This is a genomic window from Paraburkholderia sp. BR14320 (genome assembly GCF_040948665.1).
Lineage (GTDB): Bacteria > Pseudomonadota > Gammaproteobacteria > Burkholderiales > Burkholderiaceae > Paraburkholderia > Paraburkholderia youngii.
Map to the genome: position 1 here is coordinate 351,481 of NZ_JBFPKG010000001.1, position 14,046 is coordinate 365,526.

The window sequence follows — 14,046 nt, forward strand, 5'->3', positions numbered from 1 at the left end:
AAAGCGCTAGCGGGTCGCAAAGCGGACCAGACAGAACGAGTTCTTCAAAGGAGACGACGTCGATGAAAGCAGTGCGTGTAATACCGGCCCCGTCGGGCGGCATCGTGGAGGTGCAAGACATCCCGGTCCCGGTCGTTGGCGCGGGACAGGTTCTGGTCAGGGTGCGCGCGGCCGGCCTGAATCGTGGCGAGATCAATCAGGCTCGCGACCTGCGCTCGGGCAATACGATCACCGCGGGCGTCGAATTTGCCGGGGAAGTGGCGGCAGTCGGAGAGGGCGTCAGCGGCTGGCGCGAGGGCGATCGCGTGATGGGACACGGCAAGGGTTGCCAGGCCGAGTACGTGCTCTCTGATCCCCGGGCCTTGATGGCGGTGCCGGAAGGGCTTTCCTGGATCGAAGCGGCGGCTTTCCCGAACGTGTTCATCACCGCGCACGACGCCGTGATCACCAATGGGGAACTGCGCGCAGGCGAGTCGGTGCTGATCAACGGCGCCTCGGGCGGCGTTGCGATGGCGGCGATTCAGATCGCGTCCGTATGGGGTGCCAGGCCCGTGATGGCCCAATCGCGCTCGGCCGCGAAGCTCGATCGGCTGGCCGAATTCGGCGTCGACGTAGGCATCGACTCGTCGCACCAATCACAGCTCGATGTGGTGATGGCCGCCACCGACAAGCGAGGGGTCGATCTGATCATCGACACCGTGGGCGGACCGGTCTTCGAGGCGAACATGCAAAGCCTCGCGGTCAAGGGTCGGCTCGTCAACATCGCCCGACTCGGCTCGGCCACCGCTCAGATCGATCTGAGCCAGCTCTGGCTCAAGCGTTTGAAGCTGATTGGCGTGACGTTCCGCACCCGTACCGAGGAGGAGCGGCTGCAGTGCATCGAGGCATGCGCGCGCGACTTGCTGCCCCATCTCGCAGCGGGCCGCATCGGCCTGCCGATCGATCGCACCTTCGCAATGGATGCGATCGGCGAAGCACATGCCTACATGCTGCTCGATCAACATATCGGCAAGATTGTCCTCACCACAAACTAAACCTCAAGCAGAGGAAAAGGAGATATTCATGGGTATCCAGATCACTCCGCTCACCGGTTCGGTGGGCGCGCGCGTCGAAGGCATCAACCTCAACGAACCGGTCGACGTGACGAACTTCGAAGTGCTGCATCGCGCGTTTCTCGACTACGGTGTGCTCGTGTTTCGCGGCCAGCGGCTGCAGCCTTCGGCTCACGTCGAGTTCGCCAAACTCTGGGGCAAGCCTGCGCAAAACAATCCGCTCGATCCGAGCGTGCCGGGTTTCCCGGGACTCATTCAGGTAACCAAGATTCCGAAGGAAACGGCGTCGACCGAGGCGTGGCACTCCGATTCGATCTATACGCCGGTGCCGCCGAAGATCTCGATCCTGTCGGCAGTCGTGGTACCGCACGGCGGCGACACGATGTGGTGCAATCAATACCTTTCGTACGAGCGCTTGTCTCCGACCATGCAGCGCATGCTCGAAGGTCTGCGTGCGCGGTTCACGGGGCTGCGACTGGCCAGAATGCGAGGGATCGACAAGATTCCCGAGGCGGTCCACCCGATCGTGCGCACGCATCCGGAGACGCGCCGCAAGGCCCTCTACGTCGGCCACCGTGAGACCGCCCAGCAGATCGAAGGGATGACCGTCGCCGAAAGCCGCCCGTTGCTCGACTTCCTGTACGAACACTCGACCACGCCGGACAACGTATACCGCCATATGTGGCAGGAAGGCGACGTCGTCATGTGGGACAACCGCTGCACCATGCACTACGCGGTGCACGACTACGGCGAGGCTGAACGCGTGCTCAACCGCATCACGCTCGAGGGCGAAGTGCCGGTCTGACAGGAGCCGATGCAGAACGAATGCGCTTTCGACATCAATTTATTTCGGACGTCGAATGATGAGACGTGCGGCATATCGCGCGCCGTTCCCGGCGCGCGAAGACCGCATCGTCAGGTGAACCACAGAGACTATCGGCGCAGGTAAGCGCAAGGTGAGGTCTGAAATGCAGATTGGAGTGCCCGCCGAGTCGCGGGGTCAAAAATCGCTCGTCGCGGCAACGCCTGAGACGGTCAAGATGCTCGTGTCGCAAGGACGCAGCGTGACCGTCGAGTCGGGTGCCGGTGAATGCGCGCACTACACGGACGACGCTTACCGCAAAGCGGGCGCGCAGATCGGGGATGCGGCGGCGGCCTTCGGCGCGCAAATCGTGCTGAAAGTCGCATCGCCGACTGATTCCGAACTGTCGCTGATGAAGCGCGGCTCGGTGCTGGCGGGCATGCTCGACCCGTTCAATACCGACAACGCCCGCCGTCTTGCCGACGCGGGACTGACTGCGTTCGCGCTCGAAGCCGCGCCCCGCACGACGCGCGCGCAAAGCCTCGACGTGCTGTCGTCGCAGGCGAACATCGCGGGCTACAAGGCGGTCCTCGTCGCGGCGGAGCACTATCCGCGCTTCATGCCGATGCTGATGACAGCCGCGGGCACGGTGAAAGCCGCACGGGTGCTGGTGCTCGGTGCAGGCGTCGCGGGACTTCAGGCGATTGCGACGGCCAAGCGCCTCGGCGCGGTCATCGAAGCGTCGGACGTGCGCCCCGCAGTGAAAGAGCAGATCGAATCGCTCGGCGCGAAGTTTCTCAACGTGCCCTACGAGACCGACGAAGAGCGCGAGGCTGCGGCAGGCACGGGCGGCTATGCGCGGCCGATGCCGGCGAGCTGGCTGCAACGCCAGACGGCGCTCGTGCACGAAAAGGCGAAACAGGCCGATATCGTGATCACGACGGCGCTGATTCCCGGGCGCGACGCGCCGACCTTGATCTCGTCCGAAACGGTGCAGGCGATGAAGACGGGCTCCGTCATCGTCGATCTTGCCGCGGGACGCGGGCCGGCCATCGGCGGACATCGAGGCGGCAACTGTCCGCTCACCGAGACCGACAAGGTCGTCGTCACGGAGAACGGCGTGAAGATCGTCGGCTACACGAACCTGGCGGCGATGGTGCCGACCGATGCGTCCTCGCTCTACGCGAGGAACCTTGTCGACTTCCTGAAGCTGATCGTCACGAAAGACGGCACGCTCAATATCGATCTCGCGGACGACATCGTCGCGGCAACCCTGCTCACGCACGAAGGCGTGGTCAAGCGCAACGGATGAGGGGAGCGCAATGGAAGTTATCAATCACACGGTGATCAACCTGATCATCTTCGTGCTGGCGATTTATGTCGGCTCCCACGTCGTCTGGAACGTGACGCCGGCGCTGCATACGCCGCTGATGGCAGTCACGAATGCGATCTCCGCGATCGTGATCGTCGGGGCGATGATTGCCGCGGGCCTCACGCTCGGCGGCGCGGGCAAGTTCTTCGGCACGGTCGCCGTCGGGCTCGCCGCGGTGAACGTGTTCGGCGGCTTTCTCGTCACGAGACGCATGCTCGAAATGTTCAGGAAGAAGGAACCGAAGAAACTGGCCACTGGCGGCAAGGAGGCCGTATGACGTCCTTTGATTTCGTGAGCGCGAACGTCGTCACGCTCTTTTATCTGCTCGCGTCTGTCTGCTTCATTCAGGCGTTGAAGGGGCTCTCCAACCCGAAAAGCGCACGCGCCGGCAATGCATTCGGTATGGCTGGCATGGCGATCGCCATTCTGACGACCGTCGCGCTGATCGCGAAACAGGCCGCATCGCTCGGCTCCAACCTTGCTTTGGGACTGGCGCTTCTGTTTGCCGCGTTAGTCATCGGCGGCGCGGTCGGTGCGTTCGTCGCCGCGCGGGTGGAGATGACGAAGATGCCGGAGCTCGTCGCCGCGATGCACTCGCTGATCGGCGTGGCCGCCGTGTGCATCGCGTACGCGGTCGTGTCGGAACCCGCGGCATTCGGACTTGGTGTCCAGGACGCGCCGCATGCGGGCTTCATCCCCTACGGCAACCGGATCGAACTGTTCATCGGCACGTTCGTCGGCGCGATCACTTTTAGCGGCTCGGTGATTGCGTTCGGCAAGCTGTCGGGCAAATACAAATTCCGCCTGTTTCAAGGCGCACCCGTCGTCTATCCGGGCCAGCACCTGATCAATCTCGTGCTCGCGCTGGCGATGATCGGCTTCGGCGTGATGTTCTTCCTCACGCAGTCGTGGCTGCCGTTCATCGCCATGACAGCCATCGCGTTTGCGCTGGGTGTGCTGATCATCATTCCGATCGGAGGCGCAGATATGCCGGTCGTGGTGTCGATGCTGAACTCCTATTCGGGCTGGGCGGCGGCGGGCATCGGCTTTTCGCTGAACAACGCGATGCTGATCATCGCGGGCTCGCTGGTGGGCTCTTCCGGTGCGATTCTGTCGTACATCATGTGCCGCGCGATGAACCGCTCGTTCTTCAACGTGATCCTCGGCGGCTTCGGCGCCGAACCGGGCACGGCGGCGGGCGGCGCGACGGAGCAGCGTCCCGTGAAATCGGGTTCGGCCGATGACGCGTCGTTCATGCTCGGCAACGCGGAATCGGTGGTGATCGTGCCGGGCTACGGGCTGGCCGTGGCGCGCGCGCAGCATGCGCTGAAGGAACTGACCGACAAGCTGGTCGAGAAGGGCATCGAGGTGAAGTACGCGATTCACCCGGTGGCGGGCCGCATGCCGGGCCATATGAACGTGCTGCTCGCCGAAGCCGAAGTGCCGTACGACATGGTCCATGAGATGGAGGACATCAATGGCGAATTCGGCCAGGTCGACGTGGTGCTCGTGCTCGGCGCGAACGACGTGGTGAATCCGGCAGCAAAGAATGACCCGAAGTCGCCGATCGCGGGCATGCCAATCATCGAGGCGTACAAGGCGCGCACGGTGATCGTCAACAAGCGCTCGATGGCGGCCGGCTACGCCGGGCTCGACAACGATCTCTTCTACATGGACAAGACCATGATGGTCTTTGGCGATGCGAAGAAGGTGATCGAGGACATGGTCAAGGCCGCGGCGTGACGGATCGGACGAGGAAAACTCATGGCAGAACTTTATCTCGTGCGTCACGGCCAGGCATCCTTTGGCGCGAGTGACTACGACGTGCTGTCCGAGGTCGGCGAGCGTCAGGGGGTCTGGCTCGGCGAATACTTCGCGCAGCTCGATCTGAACTTCGACCGCGTGATGACGGGCGGCATGCGCCGCCACAGACAGACACTCGACGCAATCTGTCGCGGCATGGGTCGTTCGTTCGGGCCGGTCGAGCAGCATGCCGGCTTGGACGAGTACAACTTTCAGGCGCTCTTCGACGGACTGGATGACTCACATCAGGATTTGAAGGCGTGGCGCGGTGCTTCCCGGCAAGAGTTCTACCGGAGCCTGAAGCGGGTGCTGCAACTGTGGTCGAAGGATTTGATCCGCGGTCCGATTCCGGAGACATGGCGGGAGTTTCAGCATCGCGTCGAAGCGGCGAGGCAGGCGATCCAGCAGAGCCCGGCTGAGCGGGTGCTGGTGGTGACCTCGGGCGGTGTGATGGCGGCCATCGCGCAACAGGCGCTGCAGGCGCCGGCCGACGCCGCGATTGCGCTGAATCTGCAGATCCGCAACAGCAGCTTTTGCCGGTTCTTCTTCAATCGGGATGCGTTTCACCTCGCCAGCTTCAACAGCGATCCGCACCTCGATCACGCAGACCGGCGCCGCTTCCAGACTTTTGGTTAATTGAGAACAGGGTGAAACGATGACGAACGACGCCATGCAAATAGATGTGGGAACACTTGCCCCGTATCTCGAGCGGACGATCGAAGGGTTCAACGGGCCGGTCAGTGCGCAGAAGTTCGCGGGCGGTCAGTCGAATCCGACCTTCCTGCTGAAGGCGGCCAGCGGCAACTACGTGTTGCGCCGCCAGCCCGGCGGCCCGCTGCTGAAGTCGGCGCATGCGGTGGATCGCGAGTTCCGCGTGCTCGAGGCATTGACGAAAACGGACGTGCCGGTCGCGCGCGCATATCACCTGTGCACGGATCGCGATGTGATCGGCACGATGTTCTACGTGATGAGCTTCGAGGAGGGACGCATTTTTTGGAATCCCGCATTCCCGGAGATTTCGCGTGACCAGCGAGGCGAGTATTACGACGCAATCGTGCGCGCGATGGCGACCTTGCACGACGTGGACGTCGATACGGTCGGCCTGTCCGACTATGGCCGGGCCGGCAATTACTTCGAGCGTCAGATCAATCTGTGGACGAGGCAGTACCGGGCGTCGGAGACGAGCCGTATCGACGCGATGGAGAAGCTGATCGCATGGCTGCCGCTTCATTGCCCAGCCGACGACGGAACCCGCTCGCTCGTGCACGGCGATTTCCGCGTCGACAACCTGATCTTCGATTCGCAGGAGTGCCGGATCAAGGCCATGCTCGATTGGGAATTATCGACGCTGGGCAATCCGCTTGCCGACCTCGCTTACTTCTGCATGTGTCTGCGGCTTCCCGCCAATGGGCCGGTCGCGGGCCTTCAAGGAATGAACCGGGCTGCGCTGGGTATTCCGGACGAGAAGGCGATCGTCGCGCGGTACTGCGAATTGCGCGGCATTCCGGGAATCTACGGCTGGTCCTTCTATCTCGCGGTCAGCTTTTTCCGCCTCGCCGCCATCGCACAGGGCGTCAAGAAACGTGCGATGGAGGGCAACGCTTCGCATGCCAACGCGGGCGCAGTCGGCGAAATGGTGGAACAACTCGCGCAGATGGCAGTGAGCGCGCTGGAAGAGCAAAGCTGACAGGCTGCGGAGGAGCGCACTGCGCAAACGGGTGACGCCCCAACGAACATGAATCATCGACAGGAGTACGGAGCAGCATGAGCACCAAACTTTTCGATCTGAGCGGAAAAATCGCGCTCGTCACGGGGGCCAGCCGAGGCATCGGTGAAGAAATCGCCCGGTTGCTGGCGGAGCAGGGCGCGCACGTGATCGTGTCTAGCCGCAAGCTGGAAGAGTGTCTGGCCGTCGCGGAGAAGATCCGCCGCGAGGGCGGCAACGCCGAAGCGCTGGCCTGCCACGTGGGCCGCATGGAGGACATCGCAAGAACGTTCGACTACATTCGCACGCACCATGGGCGCCTCGACATACTCGTGAACAATGCGGCGGCCAACCCGTATTTCGGGCACATCCTCGATACCGATCTCGCGGCATACGACAAGACCGTTGAAGTGAACATTCGCGGCTATTTCTTCATGTCCGTGGAAGCCGGCCGATTGATGCGCGAGCATGGCGGCGGCGCCATCGTCAACACCGCTTCGGTGAATGCGCTGCAGCCGGGCGATATGCAGGGCATCTATTCGATCAGCAAGGCGGCGGTCGTCAACATGACGAGGGCGTTCGCCAAGGAGTGCGGCCCATTCGGGATTCGCGTCAATGCGCTGCTTCCCGGCCTGACGCGGACGAAGTTCGCCAGCGCGCTGTTCGAGACCCCGTCGATCTACGAAGAGTGGATGAAAAAGATCCCGCTTCGTCGCCACGCTGAGCCGCGCGAGCTTGCCGGCGCGGTGCTGTATCTCGTGTCCGATGCCGCGAGCTACACCAATGGGGAATGCCTGGTCGTGGACGGCGGGCTGACCATCTAGTGAAAGGAGTCGCCGCCGCTATATCGTCGCGACCGGATCGGTGCACGGTTTTGACGCGGCAGGCGAGCGAAAGGAGACACGATGCAATTCGATTACACACCGAAGGTCCGAGAGCTGCAATCGCAGCTGCTCGATTTCTTCGAGACTCATATCTATCCGAATGAGCACCGGTACCAGGCCGAGATTCAGGCCAATCGGCAAGCCGGCAACGCGTGGATTCCGACGCGCATTATCGAGGAACTGAAGCCGCTCGCACGCAAGGCCGGACTTTGGAATCTGTTCCTGCCGCGCTCGCCACGCGCGCCGGAAGGTCTTTCGAACCTCGAATACGCGCCGCTGTGCGAAATCATGGGGCGCGTCCCCTGGTCGCCCGAAGTGTTCAACTGCTCCGCACCGGACACGGGGAATATGGAAACGCTCGAGCGTTACGCGAGCGAGGCATTGAAGGACCGCTGGCTGGAACCGCTGTTGCGCGGCGAGATTCGGTCTGCGTTTCTGATGACGGAGCCTGCAGTCGCCTCGTCGGATGCGACGAACATCTGCTGCCGCATCGAGCGCGACGGCGATCACTACGTGATCAACGGGACCAAGTGGTGGTCGTCGGGCGCCGGAGACCCGCGTTGCAAGGTCTACATCGTGATGGGCAAGACCGATCCGGACGCGGAGCGTCATCAGCAACAGTCGATGATCGTGGTGCCGGCCGATGCGCCCGGTATTACGGTCAAGCGCTATCTGCCCGTGTTCGGATACGACGATGCGCCTCACGGCCATATGGAAGTCGAACTGAAGGATGTGCGCGTGCCCGTGGCGAATCTGCTGCTCGGCGAGGGCCGCGGCTTCGAGATTGCACAAGGCCGGCTCGGGCCGGGCCGCATTCACCACTGCATGCGCAGCATCGGCGCCGCCGAACGTGCGCTCGAATTGATGTGCGAACGCAGTCTCAGCCGCGTGGCGTTCGGCAAGCCGCTGGCCGAGCAAGGCGTGACGCAGGAGCGCATCGCCGAAGCGCGCTGTGAGATCGAAATGGCGCGCCTGCTCACGCTGAAAGCGGCGTGGCTGATGGACACGGTCGGCAACAAGGCGGCGCGAGCCGAAATCGCGATGATCAAGGTCGTCGCGCCGAACGTGGCGCTGAAGGTCTTGGACTGGGCGATCCAGTTGCACGGCGCCGCGGGGGTATCGGACGATTTCCCGCTGGCCTATGCGTGGGCGAACCAGCGCACGCTTCGGCTGGCGGACGGCCCGGACGAAGTGCATCGCAACGCGATCGCCCGGCTCGAACTCCAGCGGCATTCTCGACGAGACCGCGGTTGACGGGCGCTGTAAAACAGTTCTGATCTCAGGAGTCGGGCATGCAAAGGGAAGTGGTGGTTGTCGGCGGTGTGCGCACCGCGATTGGAAAGTTCGGCGGTAGTCTCAGGGATCAGCCGCCCACCGCGCTCGGCGCATTCGTCGCACGCGAGGTGCTGGCGCGCGCAGGCGTGCAGGGCCAGGACGTTGGCCGTGTGGTGTTCGGCAACGTGATCGCCACCGAGCCAAGGGATCTCTATCTGGCCCGGGTCGCGGCGCTGGATGCCGGCGTCTCCGAGGAGACGCCGGCAATGACGGTGAACCGTCTGTGCGGCTCGGGACTGGAAGCGGTCATTTGCGCTGCTCAGGCGATTCTGCTCGGTGACGCCGAGGTCACGCTCGGCGGTGGTGCGGAGAATATGAGTCGCGCGCCTTATCTCGCGACAGATGCTCGTTTTGGCGCGCGGATGGGCGACAGCCGCCTCGTCGACATGATGCTCGGTGCGTTGCACGACCCGTTTCATTCGATTCACATGGGCATCACCGCCGAGAATGTCGCGCGCAAGTACGGCATCACGCGAGAGCAGCAGGATGAGCTCGCGCTGGAGTCGCATCGGCGCGCGGCGCGGGCCATCGCGGAGGGACGTTTCGCAGATCAGATCGCCGCGTTGAAGAAAACGGTCAAAGGGCAAACCACGGTGTTCGATACCGACGAGCACGTGCGCGCCGACCTCGGATATGACGAGCTTGCCGGTTTGCGTCCCGCGTTCGTCAAGGAAGGCGGCACCGTGACGGCAGGCAATGCCTCGGGCATCAACGACGCGGCAGCGGCGCTTCTGATGATGGACGCCCAAACCGCCAGCACGCGCGGGATCAGCCCGCTCGCGCGCCTCGTTTCATACGCGCACGCGGGAGTGGATCCGCAGTACATGGGCATCGGTCCCGTGCCCGCGACGCTCGCTGCGTTGAAGCGCGCGGGGCTGCATGCGTCGGATCTCGATGTGATCGAGTCGAACGAGGCGTTCGCGGCACAGGCGTGTGCGGTGACGCGGATGCTCGAACTGGATCCGCAGAAAGTCAATCCCAATGGGTCGGGCATCTCGCTCGGCCATCCGATCGGCGCCACCGGTGCGCTGATCACAGTCAAAGCCCTGCATGAGCTCGAACGGATCAATGGACGCTATGCGCTCGTGACCATGTGTATTGGAGGCGGGCAGGGGATTGCGGCGATATTCGAGAATCTTCGGCGCGCCTAGGCTCGTCGATCGCAGGGGAACAACATGTCAATCGAAACGATCAGCGTGATCGGTGCAGGTGCGATGGGCAGCGGTATCGCCCAGGTGGCCGCCGTTGCCGGCCTGGAGGTCGTGGTCATCGACGTAACCGAAGCCGCGCTGGAAAAAGGTCTTGCCGCAATCAAAGCTGGCCTGGAGCGGCTGGTCAGCAATGAGAAGCTAGACCACGCAGCGCGAGAAGCCGCTCTCGCGCGCATCCAGATATCGACCGACTATGAGCGGCTCGCGAACAGCGATCTGGTTATCGAGGCGGTCACGGAAAACGTCGAAATCAAGCTCGGCATTCTGAAGCGAATCGAATCGGTCGCCAACGAGAAGGCCGTTATCGCCACGAACACCTCTTCGATATCGATCACGACGCTGGCCGCATCGCTAGCGGATCCTTCACGGCTCGTCGGGATGCATTTCTTCAATCCGGTGCCGACCATGCAGCTCGTCGAGATCATCTGCGGTCTGCAAAGCAGCGCAGCGGCCGCTGAAGCTGTCGTCGAGCTGACGCGACGTCTCGGCAAGACCGCGTTTCGAGTCAAAAATTCGCCGGGTTTCGCCGTCAATCGAATTCTCGTTCCGATGATCAACGAAGCCTTTTTCGTACTCGCGGAGGGCGTGGCGACCGCGGAGGAAATCGATGCCGGAATGCGGCTCGGCGCCAACCATCCGATTGGTCCGCTTGCGCTCGCGGATCTCGTGGGGCTCGACGTGTGTCTTTCGGTGATGGATGTCCTTCACAGCGACATCGGCGATCCGAAGTACCGCGCATGTCCGCTTCTGAGAGAACTGGTTCGTGCCGGACGGCTCGGTCGAAAGACCGGTCGCGGCGTGTTCCAGTACGACTCGTCGCCCCCGGAACGACGTTCGCGTCTCGTCAGCGACCCGAACGACTCGGTGCGGCCGGACGTAGAAGAAGTCATGAATTGATGGCTTTTTGCATTCTTATGGAGTTCGCTAATATGAAGCAGTCCACGATCAAAGCCACACTATCGTTCAGCGATAACTCGCCGAGCGTTGAAATGCCGATTTACAAGGGCACGATTGGCCCGGATGTCATCGACATTCGCAAACTGTACGGCCAGACCGGCAAATTCACGTACGACCCGGGCTTCATGTCGACGGCGGCGTGCAACTCCGAAATCACGTATATCGACGGCGACAAGGGCGAGCTGCTGTACCGCGGCTATCCGATCGACAACCTCGCGCAGAACGCCGACTTCCTCGAAACCTGCTACCTGCTGCTGAAGGGCGAACTGCCGAACGCGCAGCAGAAAGCCGAGTTCGAGAACACCGTCAAGCAGCACACGATGGTGCACGAGCAGATGCAGTTCTTCTTCCGCGGCTTCCGTCGGGACGCGCACCCGATGGCGATTCTGGTTGCCGCGGTCGGCGCGCTCTCGGCGTTCTATCACGACTCGCTCGACATCAATAACCCGCGTCACCGCGAAGTGTCGGCAATCCGCATGATCGCGAAGCTGCCCACGCTGGTCGCGATGGCGTACAAGTACAGCATCGGCCAGCCGTTCGTTTATCCGAAGAACGACCTGTCGTACAGCGCGAACTTCATGCGCATGATGTTCTCGAACCCGTGCGAAGAATATGTGGTCAACGACGTGCTGGTGCGCGCGCTCGACCGTATCCTGATCCTGCACGCGGACCACGAGCAGAACGCGTCGACGTCGACCGTGCGTCTCGCCGGTTCGTCGGGTGCGAATCCGTTCGCGTGTATCGCGGCCGGTATCGCATGTCTGTGGGGCCCGGCGCACGGCGGCGCGAACGAAGCCGCGCTGAACATGCTGGAAGAAATCGGCTCGGTCGACAACATTCCCGAGTTCATCAAGCAGGTGAAGGACAAGAACTCGGGCGTGAAGCTGATGGGCTTCGGCCACCGCGTGTACAAGAACTACGACCCGCGCGCGAAGCTGATGCGCGAAACCTGCCACGAAGTGCTCGAAGAACTGGGCCTGCACGACGACCCGCTGTTCAAGCTCGCGATGGAACTCGAAAAGATCGCGCTCGAAGACGAATACTTCGTGTCGCGCAAGCTGTACCCGAACGTCGACTTCTACTCGGGTATCGTGCAGCGCGCGCTGGGCATTCCGACGTCGATGTTCACGTGTATCTTCGCGATGGCACGCACGGTCGGCTGGATCGCGCAGTGGAACGAAATGATCGCCGATCCTGAGCAGAAGATTGGTCGTCCGCGTCAGCTGTTCGTCGGCGAGGGTAGGCGTGTGGTTGGCCAGTGCGGCGAAGCTCGGGCAGGTGATCAAATGCGGCAACCGGGTGAGAGTGAGTAACGCCAGGATGTGCGTGCGATGTGCTGGCAAGCGGCAAGCCGCTCGGCCGCAACGAATCTTTGAGTGCAGCGTCGTGAGATGGAACCGGCGCACTGACATTCTGGCCTCGATAGAGGAAGCGTCGGTCAGGACGCTGATCGGTTGGCCGCCGTTGTGCGCCAACCCATTTGGCGTCAACAGGAGAGAACTATGCTAGGGAAAAAGCTTCTTGTCGCTGCGGCCGGTGTGCTCGCACTAGCGGCGACCGCAAATGTCTTCGCACAGGCAAGCGACGCCGGCACGGCGGCATCGAGCGCCAAGTCGGCAAAGCAGGCCAATCGAGCGCTCGCCAGGGAGGTCCGCCGCGCTCTGTCCAGGACGAAAAACCTGAACATCAGCAACATCAATGTGCGGGCGAACAATGGCGCGGTCACGCTCGCGGGTACCGTGCCAGACGCTACGATGATCGATAGGGCTGGCGAGGTTGCCAAGGGAGTCGCCGGAGTCAGTTCCGTGAAAAACACGGTTTCCATCCGCCCGCCAGGGCAGTAGCAGGTCCGAGGGTGAACGTGTCCGTGTGCATTGGCGCACACCACCCTTGACCGGCAGTCGCACGGCACTAGGACGTCAAGACGATTGCCGACTTCAGACGAGATAGCGGCCAGGCCATACGCAACGATTGCCGGCAATTTGTGATGCTTCGGGGTTAACGCCGGTTGGCGCGAAAACCTAAAACCATGGCGCCTGATCATCAAAGCGCATCGCGGGATTGCCTTATCATTTCATAGGCGCCCGCGTGGCCCGTTCTTGCAGCGACCGCGCGGTACTAACGAGCTTGGGAAACCATACGAAATGATTTTGTGTTTCACACGGACCAGCCTGCTGGGCCACGCCGATCGCGAGGATACTCCTCGATGACCTCTTCTGACAAAAACCTGAATCAGCAAGCCTGCAGTGAAAGAGGCGAGCGATCCGTCCTCAAGATCGAAACGTTCTTCGACTTCGTTTGCCCCTGGTGTCTGATCGGCAAGCGCAATCTGGATGTGGCCGTTTCGCGTTTCGAAAGCTCGCGGCCCGATGTGCGCGTATCGGTGCAGTGGCGTTCTCACCAGTTGCTGCCCGGCATGCCTGTCGAGGGTTTGCCCTACCAGGCGTTCTATCGCGATCGTCTTGGGAGTGCGGAAGCCGTGGCGGCGAGGCGTGCGCAGGTGCAGCGAGCAGGCGATGACGCGGGCATCAAATTCGCCTTCGACCGCATCGAGGTGATGCCGAACACCGCCGCTGCGCACGAACTTGTGACCTTCGCGGCGAGCCGTGGAACCGGCGTGCAGACGACGGAATTGATCGACCGGATTCTCACCGCCTACTTCATGGAAGGCGAGAACGTTGGCGACAGCGAGGTCCTCGCGCGCCTTGGCCTCGAATTCGGCCTCGAGTACACGAGTCTGACGGCACACCTGACGGCGTCAAAGCGTGCCGCGGAGCTCGCCGGCCAGCGATGCTCGTTCGGCGACGCGAAGGTGAGCGGCGTGCCGCATTTCGTGTTCAACACGCACTACTCGCTGTCGGGCGTCTATTCGCCAATGGCGTTGGCAAGTGCCATGACGCTTGCCGTCGCGAATTGAAGTCGTAC

General features: G+C 62.4%; 13 protein-coding genes and 1 pseudogene. All 14 read left to right on the forward strand.

Annotated features, from left to right (window positions below; genetic code table 11):
• Positions 1-62 precede the first annotated feature (62 nt).
• The 14 genes and pseudogenes from AB3X89_RS01670 (at position 63) to AB3X89_RS01735 (ending at position 14,038) form a co-directional block, all read left to right on the forward strand.
• Positions 63-1,034, forward strand: a complete 972-nt coding sequence (locus AB3X89_RS01670) for a zinc-binding dehydrogenase (protein WP_368581504.1) — start codon at positions 63-65, stop codon at positions 1,032-1,034.
• A 28-nt stretch (positions 1,035-1,062) separates the two neighbouring features.
• Positions 1,063-1,857, forward strand: a complete 795-nt coding sequence (locus tag AB3X89_RS01675; RefSeq protein ID WP_368581505.1) for a TauD/TfdA dioxygenase family protein — start codon at positions 1,063-1,065, stop codon at positions 1,855-1,857.
• A 163-nt stretch (positions 1,858-2,020) separates the two neighbouring features.
• Positions 2,021-3,166, forward strand: a complete 1,146-nt coding sequence (locus AB3X89_RS01680) for a Re/Si-specific NAD(P)(+) transhydrogenase subunit alpha (RefSeq protein ID WP_368581506.1) — start codon at positions 2,021-2,023, stop codon at positions 3,164-3,166.
• Positions 3,167-3,176: 10 nt separating this feature from the next.
• A complete protein-coding gene (locus AB3X89_RS01685) occupies positions 3,177-3,503 on the forward strand; it encodes an NAD(P) transhydrogenase subunit alpha (RefSeq protein ID WP_368581507.1) in 327 nt (108 codons plus the stop codon).
• Between the two features lie 14 nt (positions 3,504-3,517).
• Positions 3,518-4,969: an NAD(P)(+) transhydrogenase (Re/Si-specific) subunit beta gene (locus tag AB3X89_RS01690; RefSeq protein ID WP_368581689.1), complete on the forward strand. Its 1,452-nt coding sequence runs from the start codon at positions 3,518-3,520 to the stop codon at positions 4,967-4,969.
• A 21-nt stretch (positions 4,970-4,990) separates the two neighbouring features.
• On the forward strand, positions 4,991-5,665 hold the full coding sequence (locus tag AB3X89_RS01695) for a histidine phosphatase family protein (protein ID WP_368581508.1): 675 nt from the start codon (positions 4,991-4,993) through the stop codon (positions 5,663-5,665).
• A 19-nt stretch (positions 5,666-5,684) separates the two neighbouring features.
• Positions 5,685-6,716 carry a phosphotransferase gene (locus tag AB3X89_RS01700; protein ID WP_368581509.1) on the forward strand — a complete coding sequence of 344 codons (1,032 nt, stop codon included), beginning with the start codon at positions 5,685-5,687 and terminating at the stop codon, positions 6,714-6,716.
• Between the two features lie 77 nt (positions 6,717-6,793).
• On the forward strand, positions 6,794-7,558 hold the full coding sequence (locus AB3X89_RS01705) for an SDR family oxidoreductase (protein WP_368581510.1): 765 nt from the start codon (positions 6,794-6,796) through the stop codon (positions 7,556-7,558).
• Positions 7,559-7,639: 81 nt separating this feature from the next.
• Positions 7,640-8,872, forward strand: coding sequence for an acyl-CoA dehydrogenase family protein (locus AB3X89_RS01710; RefSeq protein WP_368581511.1), 1,233 nt, complete (start codon positions 7,640-7,642; stop codon positions 8,870-8,872).
• A gap of 38 nt (positions 8,873-8,910) precedes the next feature.
• Positions 8,911-10,104 (forward strand): acetyl-CoA C-acyltransferase family protein, encoded by a 1,194-nt coding sequence (locus AB3X89_RS01715; protein ID WP_368581512.1) that lies wholly within the window; start codon positions 8,911-8,913, stop codon positions 10,102-10,104.
• Between the two features lie 24 nt (positions 10,105-10,128).
• Positions 10,129-10,968 (forward strand): annotated as a pseudogene (locus AB3X89_RS01720) (3-hydroxybutyryl-CoA dehydrogenase); the annotation flags it as partial.
• Positions 10,969-11,093: 125 nt separating this feature from the next.
• Positions 11,094-12,434, forward strand: a complete 1,341-nt coding sequence (gltA, locus tag AB3X89_RS01725) for a citrate synthase (protein WP_368581513.1) — start codon at positions 11,094-11,096, stop codon at positions 12,432-12,434.
• Positions 12,435-12,623: 189 nt separating this feature from the next.
• Positions 12,624-12,965, forward strand: a complete 342-nt coding sequence (locus AB3X89_RS01730; RefSeq protein ID WP_368581514.1) for a BON domain-containing protein — start codon at positions 12,624-12,626, stop codon at positions 12,963-12,965.
• A 362-nt stretch (positions 12,966-13,327) separates the two neighbouring features.
• On the forward strand, positions 13,328-14,038 hold the full coding sequence (locus AB3X89_RS01735; RefSeq protein ID WP_368581515.1) for a DsbA family oxidoreductase: 711 nt from the start codon (positions 13,328-13,330) through the stop codon (positions 14,036-14,038).
• Positions 14,039-14,046: the final 8 nt, after the last annotated feature.

Bases quoted from the DNA above. Each gene is read 5' to 3' on its own strand.
- AB3X89_RS01675 (WP_368581505.1), top strand. From the start codon at position 1,063: ATGGGTATCCAGATCACTCCGCTCACCGGTTCGGTGGGCGCGCGCGTC.
- AB3X89_RS01715 (WP_368581512.1), top strand. From the start codon at position 8,911: ATGCAAAGGGAAGTGGTGGTTGTCGGCGGTGTGCGCACCGCGATTGGA.
- AB3X89_RS01695 (WP_368581508.1), top strand. From the start codon at position 4,991: ATGGCAGAACTTTATCTCGTGCGTCACGGCCAGGCATCCTTTGGCGCG.
- AB3X89_RS01730 (WP_368581514.1), top strand. From the start codon at position 12,624: ATGCTAGGGAAAAAGCTTCTTGTCGCTGCGGCCGGTGTGCTCGCACTA.
- AB3X89_RS01685 (WP_368581507.1), top strand. From the start codon at position 3,177: ATGGAAGTTATCAATCACACGGTGATCAACCTGATCATCTTCGTGCTG.
- AB3X89_RS01705 (WP_368581510.1), top strand. From the start codon at position 6,794: ATGAGCACCAAACTTTTCGATCTGAGCGGAAAAATCGCGCTCGTCACG.
- AB3X89_RS01710 (WP_368581511.1), top strand. From the start codon at position 7,640: ATGCAATTCGATTACACACCGAAGGTCCGAGAGCTGCAATCGCAGCTG.
- gltA (WP_368581513.1), top strand. From the start codon at position 11,094: ATGAAGCAGTCCACGATCAAAGCCACACTATCGTTCAGCGATAACTCG.
- AB3X89_RS01700 (WP_368581509.1), top strand. From the start codon at position 5,685: ATGACGAACGACGCCATGCAAATAGATGTGGGAACACTTGCCCCGTAT.
- AB3X89_RS01680 (WP_368581506.1), top strand. From the start codon at position 2,021: ATGCAGATTGGAGTGCCCGCCGAGTCGCGGGGTCAAAAATCGCTCGTC.
- AB3X89_RS01670 (WP_368581504.1), top strand. From the start codon at position 63: ATGAAAGCAGTGCGTGTAATACCGGCCCCGTCGGGCGGCATCGTGGAG.
- AB3X89_RS01735 (WP_368581515.1), top strand. From the start codon at position 13,328: ATGACCTCTTCTGACAAAAACCTGAATCAGCAAGCCTGCAGTGAAAGA.